Here is a 17,037-nt window from a genome sequence, read left to right as displayed (position 1 = left end):
CGTCGGTCGGACGGCCCGGCTCGGCGGGCGTTGTCGCCGTCCGGCGCTTCGACGAGCGCCCCGCTCGGGCGGGCTGTCACTGGGGGCCACCTGGCACCTAGAATCGAACCCGTGTCCGAAAAAGTGTCGCGTCTGGAGCGTCTGCACAGTGTCCGTGAATGGCTCGTCCGGCAGCTGTGCCGCACCGACGAGACCGTCGCGGAGCTGGAGCGGAAGGAGGCGGCGGCGGCCGTACGGGCGTCGCGAGCGCTGCCCTCACCCGAGCCCGGCTGGAAGCTCTCGGTGCGACGGGCGGGCGGCGGGCCCGCGCCGGACCCCGTCCACGGGAACGACTGCGGTATGGCCGGCACGTCCACGAAGGTCCTGACCCGCGAGCAGGCCCTCCGCGCCCTCACCGAGGACGGCGTCGCCGCCTGCCCGTACTGCCGCCCCGACAATGACCTGGGTGTGCTGTGAACCACGAAGCACCGCGGCCGGGGGGCACGGGCACCGCGCCGGTCTTCGTACATCGCGCGACGGGCACCCGCGGCCGCCGGGTCACGATCCGCACCGTGACCGCCGGCCTGGCCCGCAGCGACGCCGACCTGGTCGAGTTCCTGCGCCGCGCGGGCCTCCCCGAGGCGTGGGACCTGCTGGACGACCCGCAGTGGGTGGAGTGGCAGGGCGGGCGACCGCACGAGTACGGCGCGGGCTGACCGGCGACGGGCCGGCGCGTAGGGTGCCCGGATGATCGCGGTACCGGAGGCATTCGCGCGGAGCACCGTCGAGCGTGAGGGGCGGGCCGGAGCGGCGTGGCTCGCCGAGCTGCCCGGGATCGTGGACGAGCTGCTGGGGCGTTGGGGGTGTGTCCCGGACGGCGCGGTCATGCACGGGGGTGTCGGGGTCGTCGTTCCCGTGCGACGGCCGGTCGAGGGAACCTCTGTCCTCAAGGTGTCGTTTCCGCATCCCGGCAACGTCCATGAACCGGACGCGTTCGCGGCGTGGGGCGGGCGCGGGGCCGTCCTGCTGCACGAGCGCGACGACACGCGTTTCGCGATGCTCCTGGAACGCGTCCGGACGTCGACCCTGGCGGAGGTCGAGGACGCCGACGAGGTCGTGGCTGTCGCGGGACGGATCAGCCACCGACTGGCCGTCCCCGCGCCGCCCGGCCTGCCCCGGCTGCGGAAACAGGCCGACGGCTGGGAGGAGCAGCTGCGCCAGGACGCCGGGGAGTTGCCCCATGCGCTGACGCGTCGCGTGGTCGACGCCGCCGTTGCCACCGTTCACGAGCTGGGCCGCGACCAGCCGGACACCCTGATCCACGGCGACCTCCACGCCCGGAACATCCTGCGCGCCGACCGTGAGCCATGGCTGGCCGTCGACCCCAAGGGGTACGCGGGAGACCCCGCCTACGACGGCGGCACGCTGCTCAAGACACGCGCGCTGACGGTGCTCGAAGCACACGACCTGCGCAAGGCCGTCCACCGCGTTCTGGACGTCTTCGCCGAAGCCGCGGAAGTCGATCGCGCGCGCGTCCAGCGCTGGGCCCAGTTCCATGCCGTCCAGGCTGCGTTCTGGGGCCGCCGTCACGGATTCCGGATCGCCCGCGGCGGATCGCGGTTGGCCAGGCTCACCGAATTCGCCGACCGCCTGGCCGAGTTGCTCACGGAGCGCGTCTAGGGCGTGAGCTCGATGCCGGCGGCGATCGGCAGGTGGTCGCTGCCGGTGGCGGGCAGGGTCCATACGTCGGTGACGGTCGCCGAGCGGGTCATGACGTGGTCGATCCGGGCCACGGGAAGACGTGCGGGCCAGCTGAAGGCGAAGTCCCCTTCGGCGGAGCCCGTCCGCGAGGTGACCGGGGCCAGCCCTCGATCGTCCAGCGTGCTGTTGAGGTCACCGAGCAGGATCACCCTGTCCAGCTGCTCGGCGGCGATGGCCGCGCCCAGCAGTCCGGCGCTTTCGTCCCGCCGGCCGGAGCTGAAGCCGTTCCATCGGACGCGGACCGAGGGCAGGTGGGCGACGTACACGGCGATGTCGCCCCATGGGGAACGTGCCGTGGAGCGCACCCCGCGGCTCCATTCCTCCTTGATCCCCTCCGGTTTGATGTCCACCGGCCGGATATCCGACAGCGGGTACTTCGACCAGAGCCCGACGGTTCCCTCGACCGCACGGTAGGGATAGTCCGCTGCCAGGGCCGCCTCGTAGATCGGCATCGCGGAGGGGGTCAGCTCTTCCAGAGCCACGAGATCCGGTGCGGACTCGATCAGCGCACTCGCGGTGCCCGCAGGGTCGGCGTTCTCGTCACTGACGTTGTGCTGAAGCACGACGATGTCGTGCGGGCCGCGTTCCTCGGCCCGCAGCATCCCGCCGAAGAGCTCGCCCCAGACGGCCGCGGGCAGCAGCAGAGCCACCAGCGCGACGGCCGAGCGGCGCAGCAGGGCGAGGACGAGCAGCAGCGCAACGGCCGGCCCGAGCCAGGGCAGGAACGTCTCCAGAAGGCTGCCGGCGCCGCCCAGGACGTTGGGCACAGCCGAGTGGCAGGCCAGCAAGCCGGCGGTGAGGACAGCGAGCGACGCGACGATCCGCCCGCGTGCCCAGCGCGACCGGCCTCCCACGGCCCACGACCGGAGCGCCGGAGTCGGCCGATCCGGCGCCACAGAGCTGTTCGCCCGCTCCACCAGGTCCCTCCCATCCGCCCAGGCCCTTCGTCACCCCACGGTCATGAGCGCGACGTGCCTCGTACGACGCACCACCGGAGGCTCGGGTTGCGGACCACAGGCTCGGGCTCCGCTCGGGGTCACATCAGCGGCGGCAGCGACTCGTGGACCTCCGCGAGGTCGGCGGGGATGTCGGTGCCGGTGTCGGGGCGGCCCGCGGGCGTCGCACAACGCGAGGGGCCCGCCGTCCCGTGGACGACGAGCCCCTGTGCAGGATCAGGACCGGCTCAGCCGGACCCTACGAAGAGCACGAACAGCAGCCAGACGACCGGTGCCGTCGGCAGCAGCGAGTCCAGCCGGTCCATGATGCCGCCGTGCCCCGGCAGCAGCGTGCCCATGTCCTTGATCCCGAGGTCCCGCTTGATCATCGACTCACCCAGGTCGCCGAGGGTCGCGCTGACCGCGACCGCGAGGCCGAGGAGCAGCCCCTGCCACCAGGTGCCGCCGTCGATCAGGAGCGGCATGCAGACCGCGCCCGCCGCCATGCCGAAGGTCACGGCCCCGACGAGACCCTCCCGGGTCTTCCCGGGGCTGATGCGCGGAGCCAGCTTGTGCTTGCCGAAGCGCCAGCCGATCGCGTACGCGCCGGTGTCGCTGACCACGGTCAGCAGCAGGAACGTGAACACCCGCTGCGGCCCGTCGTCGGCGGTCAGCATCATCGCGACGAAGGTGGCCAGGAAGGGCACGTAGAACGCGGCGAACAGCCCCGCCGTGACGTCCTTGAGGTAGCCCTCGGGCGGTTCGGTCATCCGCCAGACGAGCACCGCGAGCGCGGTGAAGGCCATGGCGACCCAGGCACCTTCGGCACCGCGGACGTAGCCGGCGACGATCATGGCCGCCCCGCCGACGGCGAGCGGCACCAGCGGCGCCTTGATCCCCTTGCGCTCGTCGAGCCGGGAGGTGAGCTCCCACAGGCCGACGACCACGGCGACGGCGATGACGCCGACGAAGACGGCCTTGACGACGAAGAGGGCGGCGATGATCACAGCACCGAGCCCGGCGCCGACCCCTATCGCGGCCCGCAGATCACGGCCGGCACGCTTCTTCTGCGGCGGCTGTGAGGGCTGCGGCGGCTCGGACGCCGCAGGCGGCGGGGGGGTGGGCATGGGCTCCTGCGGCATCTCGTCGCGGAACAGGGGACCGCTCCACCGAGCGGCCCCCCGGTCGCGGTCGTCGCGGTCTTCTGCGTCTCTACCTGCGTCGGGATCGTCCGGCACGATGGGCATGGGCCGAGTGTGCTGGGCGACACGCTCATCGTAGGCGGGACCCGCCGGGGCGGCCCCCTGGCGGGGCGGCCCCCAGTAACCGGGGCTGTAGCCCGCGCGCGGCGGGGCCCCCCAGGAGGAGTCGTTCATCAGACTTCGAGCAGCTCGGCTTCCTTGTGCTTGAGCAGCTCGTCGACCTGCGCCACGTACTTCGCGGTGGTGTCGTCGAGCTCCTTCTCGGCACGGCGGCCCTCGTCCTCGCCGACCTCGCCGTCCTTGATCAGCTTGTCGATGGTCTCCTTGGCCTTGCGGCGCACGGAGCGGATCGAGATCCGGGAGTCCTCGGCCTTGCCCTTGGCGACCTTGATGAACTCGCGGCGGCGCTCCTCCGTGAGCTCGGGGAACACCACCCGGATGATGTTGCCGTCATTGCTGGGGTTGACGCCCAGGTCGGAGTCGCGGATCGCCTGCTCGATGTTGCGCAGGGCGCTCTTGTCGAACGGGGTCACCACGGCCATCCGCGGCTCCGGCACCGAGAACGAGGCCAGCTGGTTGATCGGCGTCAGCGCGCCGTAGTAGTCGGCCACGATCTTGTTGAACATCGCCGGGTGCGCACGACCGGTGCGGATCGCGGCGAAGTCCTCCTTGGCGACCACGACGGCCTTCTCCATCTTCTCCTCGGCCTCGAGGAGGGTCTCTTCGATCACCACTTGCTCCTGCGTGTCTTGAGTAGGCCCGGCGTGTACGCGTATCGGTCCGTACGAGGCCGGCGAATCTTGGCGGCGCGTTCCCCTGCACGGTGTCCGACCGGCAGGGCTTTGTCCATCCCCTCTCGGGGCGGTGGCCCGTCCCCGCGCACGGGGGCGGTGCCCCGGTTCAGGCCCGGGTGCCCTGGTCGCTCACGAGCGTGCCGATCTTCTCACCCCGGACGGCCCGCGCGATATTGCCCGGCGCGAGGAGTTCGAAGACGAGGATGGGCAGATCGTTGTCGCGGCAGAGGGTGACGGCGGTGGCGTCCGCGACCTTGAGATTGCGGGTGATCACCTCGCCGTACTCCAGCGCGTCGAACTTCACCGCGTCCGGGTTGGCCTTGGGGTCGGAGTCGTAGACCCCGTCGACTCCGTTCTTGCCCATGAGCAGGGCTTCGGCGTCGATCTCCAGGGCGCGCTGGGCCGCGGTGGTGTCGGTGGAGAAGTACGGCATGCCCATACCGGCGCCGAAGATGACCACGCGGCCCTTCTCCAGGTGGCGCACGGCCCGCAGCGGGATGTACGGCTCCGCGACCTGGCCCATGGTGATGGCGGTCTGGACGCGGGAGTCGATGCCCTCCTTCTCCAGGAAGTCCTGGAGCGCGAGGCAGTTCATAACCGTCCCGAGCATGCCCATGTAGTCGGAGCGGGCCCGGTCCATGCCGCGCTGCTGGAGCTCCGCGCCACGGAAGAAGTTGCCGCCGCCGATCACGATCGCGATCTGTGCGCCGTCCCGGACGACCGCGGCGATCTCACGTGCGATGGCGTGGACGACGTCGGGGTCGACGCCCAGGCCGGTGCCGCCGGAGAAGGCTTCCCCGGACAGCTTCAGCATGAAGCGGCCGGCTTTCTTGCCGGTGTGGTCGCTCTTGTCGTCGGCAGCCTGGTTGGCTTCCGCGCCCTTGTTCATGGAGATCTCCTCGTGCACATACGAAGAAGGCCATTGCCGGTGGGTGCTGGTGTCCCTGCGGCAATGGCCTCCTCGTCAGATCTGCGGTCGTCCGGCGTCCACGCGGCCGACGACTGCTGGGAAACCCTAGCGGGGTCCCATGCCGGTCGCGTACCGGCTCAGATGCCGACCTTGATGCGCGCGAAGCGCTTCAGGCTGACACCGGCGTCGTCCAGGATCTGCTGGACGGACTTCTTGTTGTCCAGCGCGTACGGCTGGCCGAGCAGGGTGGCGTCCTTGAAGAAGCCGTTGAGGCGACCCTCGACGATCTTCGGCAGGGCGGCCTCGGGCTTGCCCTCGGCGCGGGTGGTCTCCTCGGCGACGCGGCGCTCCGCCTCGACGACCTCGGCCGGGACGTCCTCACGGGAGAGGTACTTCGGCGCGAAGGCGGCGATGTGCTGGGCGACGCCCTTGGCGACCTCGGCGTTCGGCTTGTCGAGCTCGACGAGCACACCGATCTGCGGGGGCAGGTCGGGCATGGTGCGGTGCATGTAGGCGGCGACGTAGCCGTCGGAGAACTGCGCGAAGCGCTCCAGGACGATCTTCTCGCCGAGGTTGGCGTTGGCCTCGTCGACGTACGCCTGGACGGTCTTGCCGGGCTCGATCTCGGAGGCGAGCAGCGCCTCGACGTCGGCCGGGTTGGTCTTCGCGATGTGGGTGGCGAGCGAGCCCGCGACGGCCTGGAACTTCTCGCCCTTGGCGACGAAGTCCGTCTCGCACTTCAGCTCGACGATGACACCGGAGGTGTTGTCGTCGGCGATCAGGGAGACGACCGCGCCGTTCTCGGCGGAACGGCCCTCGCGCTTGGCGACGCCCTTCTGGCCCTTGATGCGCAGGGCCTCGACGGCCTTGTCGACGTTGCCCTCGGCCTCGTCGAGCGCCTTCTTGCAGTCCATCATGCCCGCGCCGGTGAGCTCGCGGAGCTTCTTTACATCAGCGGCGGTGTAGTTCGCCATGTCTGGGAATCTCTCTGAAGTCGAAGAGCTGAGGTCGAAGATTCGAACGATCTACGGGTCGACGGCGGGGGCTTCATGGGCCCCCGCCGTCAACATCCGAACCTGGGGTGTCAGGCCTGCTCGGCGTCCGCGGCCGGCGCCTCGGCAACAGCCTCGGCCGGCTTCTCGGCCTCGGCAGCCGGGGTCTCGGCCTCGGCGGCGGGGGTCTCGTCGGCCTTCTTCTCGCCCTCGAGGAGGTCGCGCTCCCACTCGGCCAGCGGCTCGCCCGCGGCCTTGTCGCCCGGCTTCTGGTCACCGGCGGCGACACCGGAGCGGGCGATGAGGCCCTCGGCGACGGCGTCGGCGATCACGCGGGTGAGCAGCGTGACGGAGCGGATCGCGTCGTCGTTGCCCGGGATCTTGTAGTCGACCTCGTCGGGGTCGCAGTTGGTGTCGAGGATCGCGACGACCGGGATGTGGAGCTTGCGCGCCTCACCGACGGCGATGTGCTCCTTCTTGGTGTCGACGATCCAGACGGCGCTCGGCACCTTCTGCATCTCGCGGATACCACCGAGGGTCTTCTCCAGCTTGGCCTTCTCGCGGGAGAGGACCAGGAGCTCCTTCTTGGTGAGGCCGGAGGCGGCCACGTCCTCGAAGTCGATCGCCTCGAGCTCCTTCAGACGCTGAAGGCGCTTGTAGACGGTGGAGAAGTTGGTGAGCATGCCGCCCAGCCAGCGCTGGTTGACGTACGGCATCCCGACGCGGGTCGCCTGCTCGGCGATGGCCTCCTGGGCCTGCTTCTTGGTGCCGATGAACATGATGGAGCCGCCGTGCGCGACGGTCTCCTTGACGAACTCGTAGGCGCGGTCGATGTACGACAGCGACTGGAGCAGGTCGATGATGTAGATGCCGTTGCGCTCGGTGAAGATGAAGCGCTTCATCTTCGGGTTCCAGCGACGGGTCTGGTGACCGAAGTGGACGCCGCTCTCCAGCAGCTCCCGCATCGTGACGACGGCCATGGCCGTATCTCCTTGAGTTTTCTCGGTTGTGTCCTGACGCCCCGGCGCGCCGTGCCGCAGAGGACCGAGAGGCGCGGCCACCTTCCGCTGATGTGGGTGGTGGCGGGGCGTGCGAAGTCGACCCGGTGACCCGGATCGCCAGAAGAAGTGTACGGGACCGGCGCAGTGCCGGGTGACGGCGCTGTCCACAACCGGCTGGTTGTCCACAGATCCGGGCCGTGATCAGCGAGAACGGGGCGGATGCGGGACCGTCTGCGTCATGAATCGCGTACGAGTCGTGACGGTCGCACTGGTGGCCGTGGTCGTTGCGCTGCTTCCGGCGGCGACGCCTGCGGCGGTCCCGGGCGCGGCGGCGTGGGCGGCGGCGCCGGCGGCGGGCGTCGGGCCGGAGGCGGGCGTCCGGCCGGAGGCGGGCGTCCGGCCGGAGGCGGGCGTCTGGCCCGTGGGCCCGCCGCGTCCGGCGGTGGTGCGGGGCTGGGAGCCACCGGCCGGTCCGTACGGGCGGGGGCATCGCGGCGTCGACCTGGCGGCCCCTGGGGGCACGGAGGTGCGGGCCGCCGTGGCGGGCCGGGTGTCCTTCGCGGGGGCGGTGGCCGGGCGAGGTGTCCTGTCGGTCACCCTGCCGGGCACGGGCGATCCGCCGCTGCGCACCACCTACGAGCCGGTACGGGCGATGGTCCGGGCGGGTGACGAAGTGGCCGAGGGACAGGTGGTGGCGGTGGTCGCGGACGGTCCTTCGCACTGTCCGCAGGGTTGTCTGCACTGGGGTCTGCGCCGCGGCGAGCAGTACCTCGACCCGCTGTCCCTGCTGCCCCCGTCGGCGCTGCGCCGCGGTCCGTCGCGGCTGCTGCCGGTCTTCGGTGTCCCTGCCCCGCCCTCGGAGCCGGTGCCCGCGGTGGAGCCGGTTCCCGCGGCGGCAGCTGTGCCCGCGGCGGCTGTGTCGCATGCCGGTGGGGGCTCGCTCCAGGCGATCGTGCTGGCCGCGGCGGCCATCTGGTCGCACAGGGCGCTCCGTCGACCCCTGCGGAGCCGTACGGCGCGGACCCTGCCACGGCGGAGCGGTGTCGGGGTCGCGCGGACGGCTGGTGGGGCACCCGAAGGGCGCGTGCGATGGGGTGGGCGAGGAGGGCGGGGTGTGCGGGGTGGGCGAGGTGTGCGGGCTCAGTCGCCGCGGACGCCGCGGAGGGCCATCGACACCGCGGCATCGGCGATCGCGGACGGGTCTTCCGCCGCGCCGAGCTCGATCCGGCGGACGGCCGCGTCGACGACGCCCTGGAGCAGCATCGCGGCCAGGCGGGGCTGCTCGTGGCCGAGCTCTCCGAGGGCCTCGACGATCATCGCCACGAGGCCGCCGTGGGCGGCGCGGATCTTCTCTCGGGCCCCCGCGTCGAGCTCGCTCGCGGAGATGGCGACGACTGCCCGGTGGCGCCGGTCACCGACCAGCCCGAGCTGCTGGCGCACATACGCCTCGACCTTGCCCTCGGGCGTCCCGGCCTGCTCCATGGCCGCTTCCACCTCGGCCGCCCAGACGGGGAAGTCGACGGCGCAGAGCTCTTCGACCACAGCGGCGCGCGAGCGGAAGTACTCGTACACGGAAGACCTGGCGAGGCCCGTGCGCTCGGCGAGAGCGGGGAAGGTCAGCGCCTCGGTACCGCCTTCGGACAGCAGGGAACGCGCGGCATCCAGCAGGGCGCCGCGCTGCATGGTCCGGTGCTCGGCCACGGAGGCCGCTCGAATCCTGGGCACGGGTCCACTTTACGGGCGGGACTGCACGGGCGGGCGGGGTCGGGGACGAATCGGCGCCCGGGCGCCCGCCCCCGGCCACGTGTCACCTGCCGCTTTTCAGCGGCCGACGTCGGCCAGCTTCGCTCTCAGCTGGAGGACCGACTTGGTGTGGATCTGGCTGACGCGGCTCTCGGTGACCCCGAGGACGTTGCCGATCTCGGCGAGTGTGAGGCCCTCGTAGTAGTAAAGGGTGACGACGGTCTTCTCGCGGTCGGGAAGCGTGTTGATCGCGCGGGCGAGGAGCCGGCGCAGCTCACGGTCCTCGGCGACCTCGACCGGGTTGTCCGCCGCGGTGTCCTCCAGCGTGTCCATCAGGCTGAGCCGGTCGCCGCCCTCCCCGCCGACGTGCAGCAGCTCCTCCAGGGCCACGACGTTCGCCAGGGACAACTGGCTGAAGACCGAGTGCAGTTCCTCCAGACCGATGCCCATCTCGGCGGCGACCTCGCTCTCGGAGGGGGTGCGCCGCAGCTGCGCCTCCAGGGTGGCGTAGGCGCGCTCGACGGCGCGGGCCTTCTGCCGCACCGAGCGGGGGATCCAGTCCAGCGCCCGGAGCTCGTCGATCATGGCTCCCCGGATGCGGGTGATCGCGTACGTCTCGAACTTGATCGACCGCTCGATGTCGAACTTCTCGATGGCGTCGATGAGTCCGAACACCCCCGAGGAGACGAAGTCCGCCTGCTCGACGTTGGACGGCAGCCCGACGCTCACCCGGCCCGCGACGTACTTCACCAGCGGTGAGTAGTGCAGGATCAGCTGCTCCCGCAGCCGCCCGTCGCCCGTCGCCTTGTACGACCGCCACAACTCGTCGAGCGACGAGGGGGCGGGCGGCCGCACGGTGCCACGGGCAGCGGGGGGCACTGCCGCGCGGTCAGACCCGGAGGTGTGCTGGGGCATGCGTTGCCTTGAGCCGTTCTGCTGTGAGGTGGGGAGGGATGTCTCTCTGGGCGGGTGGCTGGGCGGGGAACCCGGTGAGCGTAGCGTGACTGCGCGGTTGCGGTGCGCGAAGACCGGCGGATCGCGCCTGGGCGGGTAGGGGCCGTCGGGCACACCTTCGAACAAGGGCCGACGCTGTGTGCGCCGGCCCCCTGGGGATGTCCGGGGTGAGCCGCGGAGGTCATCGGCCTCACCCTTTCACCCGAATGCGCCAGGTCAAGCACCGCCTCGCCGGGTGTTCGACGGCTGTATCGCGGCCTGCGTCAACGTCCAGCCGTCGCCGTGCCGTTCGACGAACCCCAGCGAGTGCAGTTCGTACAGCCTGCCGAGCGCCTCGTCCGTCGTGACGCCGGCACCGCGCGCAATGTCACCCGCACCGAGGACACCCCGGGCCGGGAATGCCTCCAGAATCCGTGCTCCGGCGGGCCCGACGAGGTCCCGGGCGAAGACGGGGCCGCTGCGGGCCGGGGCGAGTTCGCCGATGTCCCCGACCAGCTCGACGACTTCGTCGGCGTCGGTGACGAGCACGGCCTCTCCGCGCAGGAGTTCATGCACTCCGGCCGAGAGTCCGCTGGTCACCGGGCCGGGAACGCCCATCGTGAAGCGGCCGAGGCGCTGGGCGGCGCGTGCGGTGACGAGCGACCCGCTGCGGTATTCGGCCTCCACGACGACGGTGCCGCGGGTGAGGGCGGCGATCACCCGGTTCCTCAGGACGAACCGGCTGCGCGTCGGGTGGCCGCCCGGCGGCAACTCGCCGACGAGCAGGCCCTGTTCCGCGATGCGGCCGATCAACTCGGCGTGGGAACGCGGGTAGACGACGTCGACCCCGCAGGCCAGCACCCCGACGGTCGCTCCCGCGGCGGCGAGCGCGCCGCGGTGGGCGGCGCCGTCGACGCCGTGCGCGGCACCGGAGACGACGACCCAGCCCCGCTCGGCGAGCCCCGAGCCGAGGCTCGCGGCCATATGGGCGCCGTACGGTGTGCAGGCCCGTGCGCCGACGACGGCGACCGAGCGCAGCGCCCATATCCGCAGGTCGAAGCGGCCTCTCACCCACAGCCCCACGGGTCTGGCGTCCCCGAGGTCGTCGAGCTGGCTCGGCCACTCCGGGTCACCCGGACAGAGGAACCGGCCCCCGGCCGCTTCCGCCGTGTCGAGATCGCGCGCGGGGTCGGCCGCCGCGGCCCGAGTCCGGTAGCTCGCGATCCGCTGCTCGCCCGCACCCCGGAGAGTGCCCTCGGGAAGCACGGGCGCGGTGAGCCGCGCCATGAGCTCCATGGCCCCGTGCTCCCGCAGCCACCTGCCGCCGTGCTCGTCACCCGGTTCGACGACCCGCGTCAACGCTGCACGTGCCAGCCGCTCCTCGTCGCTCACACCGGCGGCCATGCGCCACCCCTGACCCGCACCGTGGCGACGCCGCCCTGCCCGGCGGTCCCGGCGCTGCGGCTCCCGGCCCCCGCACCGCTCCCCGTCACGGCTCGGCCCCGATCAGGACCAGGGCGCCCCGCGCGATGCCGGTGCGCAGCTGGAGGGCGAGGGCGACGTCCTGGACGGTGGGACGGTCGCGGCCGGCGAGGTCGGCGGCGGTCCAGGCGACGCGCAGGACGCGGTCCATACCGCGGGCGGTGAGCATGCCCCGCTCCATGTCGCGCTCGGCGGCGGCGAGGGCGCCGGGAGCCACCTGCCAGCGGGTGCGGAGCTCATGGCCGGGCACCTCGCTGTTGACGCTCCAGGGCGTGCCGTCCAGCCGCGCGGCCGCCCGGTCCCTGGCCTCACGGACCCGGTCGGCGACGGTCTCCGTGGACTCGCCCCGGCCGCCCTGGCCGAGCAGATCGGAACGGCTCACCGGCTCCACCTCGACCCGCAGGTCGACCCGGTCGAGGAGCGGCCCGGACAGCCGCGCCTGGTAGCGCCGGATCACCGAGGCGGGACACTCGCATCCGGAACCGTGCAGGGTGTGCCGTCCGCACGGGCAAGGGTTGGCGGCCAGCACCATGAGGAAGCGGGCCGGCAGCCGCACCACGCCCGCGCTGCGCGCGACGATCACACGGCCGGACTCCAGTGGCTGCCGCAGGGCGTCGAGCACTTTGGTGGAGAATTCGGGGGCCTCGTCCAGGAACGAGACGTGTAAAACAGGTGGCTACGCCCGGTGCGTGCCGCGTGTTACTGCGGGGCGTCGTCCGCCCAAGGGTCGGGCTTGAAAAGGGGATGGACCTCGATCCGGGTCTCTCCGCTACCCTCGACACCCTTTTGCCCCTTGGCGCCGCGGGTGAGTACCACGCGTCGGATCAGGGACCGAAGCATGCCGTTCATCTCGGGAACGTGGAAGGTGTCCCACTCCGCCAGTAGACCAACGGCAAGAGGCATCAGCGCGGCGCGCTCGGGGATGGCCTCAACCGCGGCATGGGCTTCGAGTGCTTCCGTAACGACTTGCTTCTGTTTCACGATCCGTTCCCGCGCGGCCTCGAACACGCCCTCGGGATACGACTCTGGGTTCATGGCGCGGTCAACGGCGAGGTTCGTCAACGCGTTCGTCAAGCGGGTGTGTTCACCCTCCAGCCGTGCGCGTTCCCTCTCTTCGCGTCCCCGTTGATTGTCCTTCTCTACCGGTTCGGGCGTTGCTGGAGCGGCGTCGATATCGTCTGCGACCTCGCGGGCGAGCCACCCGCGTACCTCGTCTTCGACTATGTACCGCTGAACCCATACCGGGTTCTCGCACAGGCCGTTTCGGCTCTGGCCGCACATGTAGGCGTACCCGAGGACCTGGCCGGACTTCCGACGAGCCGAGGTCGCGGCGGCGCCCTCGCGGCATCCTCCGCACCGAATGAGTCCGGTCAGCGGATAAGTAGGGTTCCGGGCCCTTGGTGTCATCCGTCGGCGTTCGAGGACGTGCGCCTCGTACCGCTCCCATGTCTCCGGGGTGATGATCGCCTCGTGTGCACCATCGATGTGTACCCACCGCGTACATCGGCCGCCGTTGGCCGTGTAGTCACATCGGCAGTCTGGGTGATGCACGCGCAGCATTCCGGCCGCGAATCCGGACAGCATGTAGCGGCGCAAGCTGTCGGCTCGCCATGGGTTCCCATCGCCGGTCCGGTGACCGAGGCCGTTTAGCCATGTGGCGAGGCTGCCGTACCCCTCGGCGGTGGGGTAGCCGTCGCCGAGTTTGCGCGCGTACAGGTCCTCTATATGGTCGCGCGCGCTGCCCTCGACTTCGTACCACTCCTTCTGTGTCGTCCACTGTCCGGGGTCGGTGGGGTGAGGGATTCGTCGCGGGTGCCAGATGTAGCCGAGGCGCCGGCCGCCGGTCGCGGGTAGGCCGTGGGTCCGCCGCCACTGGTGCGTTTCCTTCCACTGCTCGCCGGCGCGGTCGCTTTCGAAGGTGGCGAGGTCGAACAGGATGCGGCGGTTGAAGCGTCCTACGGCGGTCCGGGCGTCTACGTCTTCTGTGGCGGACACCAGGTCGCCGCCGGCTTTCTCGACGCGGGCGAGGTTGACGGCGATGCCCATGTCGTTGCGGCCGAATCGGCTGAACTTCCATACGACGATGCCGCGGGCTTCGCCGGCTTCGACGCGTCGGATACAGCCCATGATCTTGCGTTTGAAGTTTCGGCCTGTCACGTCCGGGTCTTCTATGTACTCGGTGACCCGGCGTGGTCCGCGCCGTTCCCATGCCTGAATCGCCGTGCGCTGTAGGTCAAGGCTGATCTTGTCCTCGCGCCATGTGGAGACGCGCAGGTAGGCGAGCCACGGTTCGGCGTCGTTGTCTGCGGCTGGTGAGCTGCGGAGCGTGGTTGGTGTGTTGAGGGTCGTCACAGCGCCTTCCGTTCGGGTTGCTGTAGCTGACGTGGGCACAGTGTGATCACGTTGCCCGCGGCCTGCTCGGTGTGGTCGATACGGTGCCCGGGAGTGGGTGAGGCGGGGGCGTCGAGCAGGCCGCGCGCAACGTGGTCCAGGGCGCGGATGTAGCCGGCGCGGTCGGCGTCAGCAAGTTGTTCGGCTGTGGCGCGCTCAGAGTTATGCACAGTGCGGATGATGAGCAGGGGGACGGCAGTCAGGACGATGAAGAGTCCGGCGCGCCATGTGTAGTCGTTGTTGCCGAGCAGTCCGACAACGCCCGCTGACAGCCCCACCAGCAGCAGGATGAAGGCGAATACGGGCATGTATCGGTGGGTCACTGTGCCTCCGTCGGGTTAGTTCTCGGCGATGCGTCCCTCGCCGTTCTCGGCGCGCTGCTGGCGCAGGGTCTCGGTCATGGAGATGAAGAGCCGGCGAGATTGGGGGTCGGTGATGCCTAGTTCGTCGGCTGCTTGCTCCGGGGTCAGCGGGTTGGTGCGGGGGGCGGGGTGGCGGACGTTTTCCAGTTCGACGCGGTTGAGGACACCGGCTGCGACAAGTACCTCGGAGAGCGGCAACTGCAGGGACTGAGCGAGCGTCTGGAGTACGCGGGTTTCGGTTGCGGACTGACCGCGCAGCATGCGGCTGACGGTGCCGGCGCCGATGCCGGAATCCGTGGCGAACTTGGTTTGTCCGCCGCCCCTCGGTCGTAGGTCGTATCCGCGCTGCTCTAGTTGACGCTTCAACCAGGCGGCGAACTCTTCCGGGGTTGCGAGATCATCCCCGCGTGGGTTCATGTGTTCCATGGATGGAACATACCTCGTGTGGACCGTGGCGCGCACACGATCAGCCGACCCTCTCGGCGGCATCTCGATTCAACACGGTTCACCCCTCTTGAGCTGCATTAATGTCGTCGAACTCATGATCGATTGTTGTCGGACATATGCCGTCTGTCAACGTACTTCACCCGTGAGGACCCGGAAGAAAATTTGACTCCCGAACGCTTGGATCATGTAACGTTCCACCCGTGGACGGAAACACGTCGTCCACGGAAGGACGGTTTTCGCATGTACGACCGCGCTCAACTGGTTACTGCCGCCCGTAAGGCGGGTGACCGCACCCCATCAGACACCGCAAATCGGTTGCAGGTTGCACGTAACACTGCATGGCGATTGTGGAACGGGCATACCGCCCCAAGTGCCGCAGTTGCCGCAGCTGTTGAGGAGCACTACGGCATTTCCGCCAGTCAGCTGGTGAAGCGAGCAGCCGCATGACCGGCGCCGTGATCCCCCGTGAGCAGGCCATTGCTAACGCCCGCCGCATCCTCGATGCCGCCCGGCGCCGCCGCGACCGCGACCGCGCCGCGGGTCGGCTCCCCACAGAGGTCGAACTGATCCTGCGCCGCCTCGAACGCCAGCAGCGCCAGCAGGCGCTCACCGTCGAGGACCGCGCCGCCGCCTGAAGAGGCGCCGACCATGCCCGAGGAGCTGCACCGATGATCCGACCCCAGCTCACCGCCGACGGCCTCGCCGTCCGTCTGCCGATCGCCGCCCACGCCGAGCAGTTGCTCGACGACCTCGCCCTCGCCTACGTCGAGGCGCCCGACGACCTCGGCGCCCTGCTCGCCCACCACGGCGAGAACGTGCGCGCCCTCGACCACGCGATCTACGCGCACGACATGCCCGACCACGTTCGGGCGATGCGCGCCGCCGCCGCGGATGGAAGCCGCGAAGCCCTCGCCGCCGAGGCGCCGATCGCCGCCGACCTCGACGACCTGCTCGACCCCGATAGGGCGATCACCCTCGCCGGCCGAATCACCCGCCTCGCCGCCCACATACGCCACCACCGCACGAACCGGAGCACGCGCCCGTGACTGTCACCACCCTGCCTACCGCCCTTACTGACCCGCGCGCGATCGCCCCCTCGGCCCCCGCCCGCACGCCCGACGTGGTGTACGTGCTGGCACCCGAGGGCGCCCCGACCGACGCACCGCGCGTGTTCACCGCGATCAACGCCGTGATGCGCACGGTCAAGCCGTGGAAACTCGCCGAGTTCGTCGCCGAGATGGAGGCCGCCGGCGCCCCGAAGGTCGCCGACAAGACGACCGGTGAAGTACACGACGTGCCGGGCATCGTCATCAAGCCGACCCGCGCCCGCACGCACGCCCTCACGTGGCGCAAGGGCGGGAAGGACGCGACGGCCGAGGCGTGGCGCACGGGCGCCCTCGCGCACCAGCTCGCCGCGATCACCACCGGGGGTGAGCAGTGACCGCCCGCACCACCGAGGCCAGCCTCGACCGCATGCGCCGACTTCTCGACTCCGGACCGGTCGAGCAGGTGCCCGGACAGCTCGCCGTCGACGCCGACCAGGCCGCCGCCCCGCGCGCGCCCGAGGGACTGGCGAAGGCATTCGCCGCCCGCACCCGCTCGACCGACAACGGACACCGCGAGTGGACCGGCCGGCCCGCCAAGGGGGGCGGAAGGTTTCGCCACCGAGGCCGCGACTACACCGCGTTTCAGGCCGCGTTCATCCTGCGGACCGGCCTCGAGCCTGTGGGCAACGTCCGACCGTCGTGCGACCGGCCGCAGTGCTGCGACCCCGCGCACGTCGATGACCAGGCCACCCGGCAGCGCGACCGCACCAGCCTCGCCGCCGTCAAGGGCATGCAGCACCGTGCCCCGTCGTGCGACCACGACCAGGCCGTACACGGCCGGCACCGCGCCGACGGCCGCCGGTACTGCAACGCGTGCAACAACCCCGCGACCGCGGACGGTTGCGCTCACGGGAACCCCCGGTGCGGCGCCCAGCCCGTACGGCCCTACTCGTGCGGGTGGCGATGCGACGAGCACCAGCCGGCACGAACCCGCCCCTACTTCACCGCCGCATGACTGGCCCGGCGGCGAGGACGGGCCACCAACGCCCCTCGCCGCCG

Annotated in this window: 19 protein-coding genes and 2 pseudogenes; 8 read left to right on the top strand and 13 right to left on the bottom strand. The window is 70.8% G+C overall.

Translation table 11 applies throughout. The features are described 5' to 3' along the window. Window positions 1–111: 111 nt before the first annotated feature. The 3 genes from KK483_RS26350 to KK483_RS26340 all read left to right on the top strand — a co-directional run bounded on the left by KK483_RS26350 (window position 112) and on the right by KK483_RS26340 (window position 1,659). Window positions 112–456: a DUF6233 domain-containing protein gene (locus tag KK483_RS26350; protein WP_262007695.1), complete on the top strand. Its 345-nt coding sequence runs from the start codon at window positions 112–114 to the stop codon at window positions 454–456. A gap of 95 nt (window positions 457–551) precedes the next feature. Next, window positions 552–695, top strand: a complete 144-nt coding sequence (locus tag KK483_RS26345) for a hypothetical protein (RefSeq protein ID WP_262009826.1) — start codon at window positions 552–554, stop codon at window positions 693–695. A gap of 31 nt (window positions 696–726) precedes the next feature. Next, window positions 727–1,659: an aminoglycoside phosphotransferase family protein gene (locus KK483_RS26340; RefSeq protein ID WP_262007694.1), complete on the top strand. Its 933-nt coding sequence runs from the start codon at window positions 727–729 to the stop codon at window positions 1,657–1,659. Here the strand turns inward: KK483_RS26340 and KK483_RS26335 are convergent. The 6 genes from KK483_RS26335 to rpsB all read right to left on the bottom strand — a co-directional run bounded on the left by KK483_RS26335 (window position 1,656) and on the right by rpsB (window position 7,553). Continuing rightward, window positions 1,656–2,594: an endonuclease/exonuclease/phosphatase family protein gene (locus KK483_RS26335; RefSeq protein ID WP_262007693.1), complete on the bottom strand. Its 939-nt coding sequence runs from the start codon at window positions 2,592–2,594 to the stop codon at window positions 1,656–1,658. The two genes, KK483_RS26340 and KK483_RS26335, sit on opposite strands and share 4 nt — an antisense overlap. Before the next feature lie 329 nt (window positions 2,595–2,923). Continuing rightward, complete coding sequence (locus tag KK483_RS26330) at window positions 2,924–4,051, bottom strand: phosphatidate cytidylyltransferase (RefSeq protein WP_262007692.1); 1,128 nt, start codon at window positions 4,049–4,051, stop codon at window positions 2,924–2,926. Beyond that, window positions 4,051–4,608, bottom strand: coding sequence for a ribosome recycling factor (frr, locus tag KK483_RS26325; RefSeq protein WP_262007691.1), 558 nt, complete (start codon window positions 4,606–4,608; stop codon window positions 4,051–4,053). The genes KK483_RS26330 and frr overlap by 1 nt, the downstream gene beginning before the upstream one ends. A gap of 169 nt (window positions 4,609–4,777) precedes the next feature. After that, entirely contained in the window at window positions 4,778–5,560 is a 783-nt protein-coding gene (gene pyrH / locus KK483_RS26320) for a UMP kinase (RefSeq protein ID WP_262007690.1), read from the bottom strand. Window positions 5,561–5,718: 158 nt separating this feature from the next. Continuing rightward, entirely contained in the window at window positions 5,719–6,555 is an 837-nt protein-coding gene (gene tsf, locus KK483_RS26315) for a translation elongation factor Ts (RefSeq protein WP_262007689.1), read from the bottom strand. Between the two features lie 110 nt (window positions 6,556–6,665). Continuing rightward, complete coding sequence (gene rpsB, locus KK483_RS26310; RefSeq protein ID WP_262007688.1) at window positions 6,666–7,553, bottom strand: 30S ribosomal protein S2; 888 nt, start codon at window positions 7,551–7,553, stop codon at window positions 6,666–6,668. Window positions 7,554–7,812: 259 nt separating this feature from the next. Here rpsB and KK483_RS26305 point away from each other — a divergent pair. Then, window positions 7,813–8,292 (top strand): annotated as a pseudogene (locus tag KK483_RS26305) (peptidoglycan DD-metalloendopeptidase family protein); the annotation flags it as partial. Window positions 8,293–8,714: 422 nt separating this feature from the next. Here KK483_RS26305 and KK483_RS26300 read toward each other — a convergent pair. From KK483_RS26300 to KK483_RS26270, 7 genes and pseudogenes are all read right to left on the bottom strand, one after another. Next, a complete protein-coding gene (locus KK483_RS26300; RefSeq protein WP_262009699.1) occupies window positions 8,715–9,275 on the bottom strand; it encodes a TetR/AcrR family transcriptional regulator in 561 nt (186 codons plus the stop codon). Between the two features lie 120 nt (window positions 9,276–9,395). Beyond that, entirely contained in the window at window positions 9,396–10,232 is an 837-nt protein-coding gene (gene whiG, locus KK483_RS26295; protein ID WP_262007687.1) for an RNA polymerase sigma factor WhiG, read from the bottom strand. A 255-nt stretch (window positions 10,233–10,487) separates the two neighbouring features. Next, entirely contained in the window at window positions 10,488–11,654 is a 1,167-nt protein-coding gene (gene dprA, locus KK483_RS26290) for a DNA-processing protein DprA (RefSeq protein WP_262007686.1), read from the bottom strand. 85 nt (window positions 11,655–11,739) lie between these two features. Beyond that, window positions 11,740–12,393 (bottom strand): annotated as a pseudogene (locus tag KK483_RS26285) (ATP-binding protein); the annotation flags it as partial. A 38-nt stretch (window positions 12,394–12,431) separates the two neighbouring features. Further along, the gene (locus tag KK483_RS26280; RefSeq protein WP_262007685.1) at window positions 12,432–14,084 is read right to left on the bottom strand and encodes a recombinase family protein; all 1,653 of its coding nucleotides are present in this window, start codon (window positions 14,082–14,084) and stop codon (window positions 12,432–12,434) included. Further along, window positions 14,081–14,431 carry a hypothetical protein gene (locus tag KK483_RS26275; RefSeq protein WP_262007684.1) on the bottom strand — a complete coding sequence of 117 codons (351 nt, stop codon included), beginning with the start codon at window positions 14,429–14,431 and terminating at the stop codon, window positions 14,081–14,083. Before KK483_RS26275 ends, KK483_RS26280 begins: the two co-directional genes overlap by 4 nt. A 30-nt stretch (window positions 14,432–14,461) precedes the next feature. Then, window positions 14,462–14,911: a helix-turn-helix transcriptional regulator gene (locus KK483_RS26270; protein WP_262007683.1), complete on the bottom strand. Its 450-nt coding sequence runs from the start codon at window positions 14,909–14,911 to the stop codon at window positions 14,462–14,464. Window positions 14,912–15,375: 464 nt separating this feature from the next. On the opposite strand from KK483_RS26270, the gene KK483_RS26265 reads away from it, so the two are divergent. Genes KK483_RS26265 through KK483_RS26250 form a run of 4 tightly spaced genes read left to right on the top strand, consistent with a single transcriptional unit; the run spans window position 15,376 to window position 16,993 of the window. Beyond that, window positions 15,376–15,567 (top strand): hypothetical protein, encoded by a 192-nt coding sequence (locus KK483_RS26265; protein ID WP_262007682.1) that lies wholly within the window; start codon window positions 15,376–15,378, stop codon window positions 15,565–15,567. Window positions 15,568–15,600: 33 nt separating this feature from the next. Next, window positions 15,601–15,978, top strand: a complete 378-nt coding sequence (locus tag KK483_RS26260; protein ID WP_262007681.1) for a hypothetical protein — start codon at window positions 15,601–15,603, stop codon at window positions 15,976–15,978. Further along, a complete protein-coding gene (locus tag KK483_RS26255) occupies window positions 15,975–16,373 on the top strand; it encodes a hypothetical protein (RefSeq protein ID WP_262007680.1) in 399 nt (132 codons plus the stop codon). The genes KK483_RS26260 and KK483_RS26255 overlap by 4 nt, the downstream gene beginning before the upstream one ends. After that, a complete protein-coding gene (locus KK483_RS26250) occupies window positions 16,370–16,993 on the top strand; it encodes a hypothetical protein (protein ID WP_262007679.1) in 624 nt (207 codons plus the stop codon). Before KK483_RS26255 ends, KK483_RS26250 begins: the two co-directional genes overlap by 4 nt. Window positions 16,994–17,037 lie beyond the last annotated feature (44 nt).

This window comes from Streptomyces sp. FIT100 (genome assembly GCF_024584805.1).
In the GTDB taxonomy this organism is placed as follows: Bacteria; Actinomycetota; Actinomycetes; order Streptomycetales; family Streptomycetaceae; genus Streptomyces.
The sequence above is the reverse complement of the archived record's forward strand: the minus strand, read 5'-3'. Positions and strand labels throughout refer to the sequence as shown.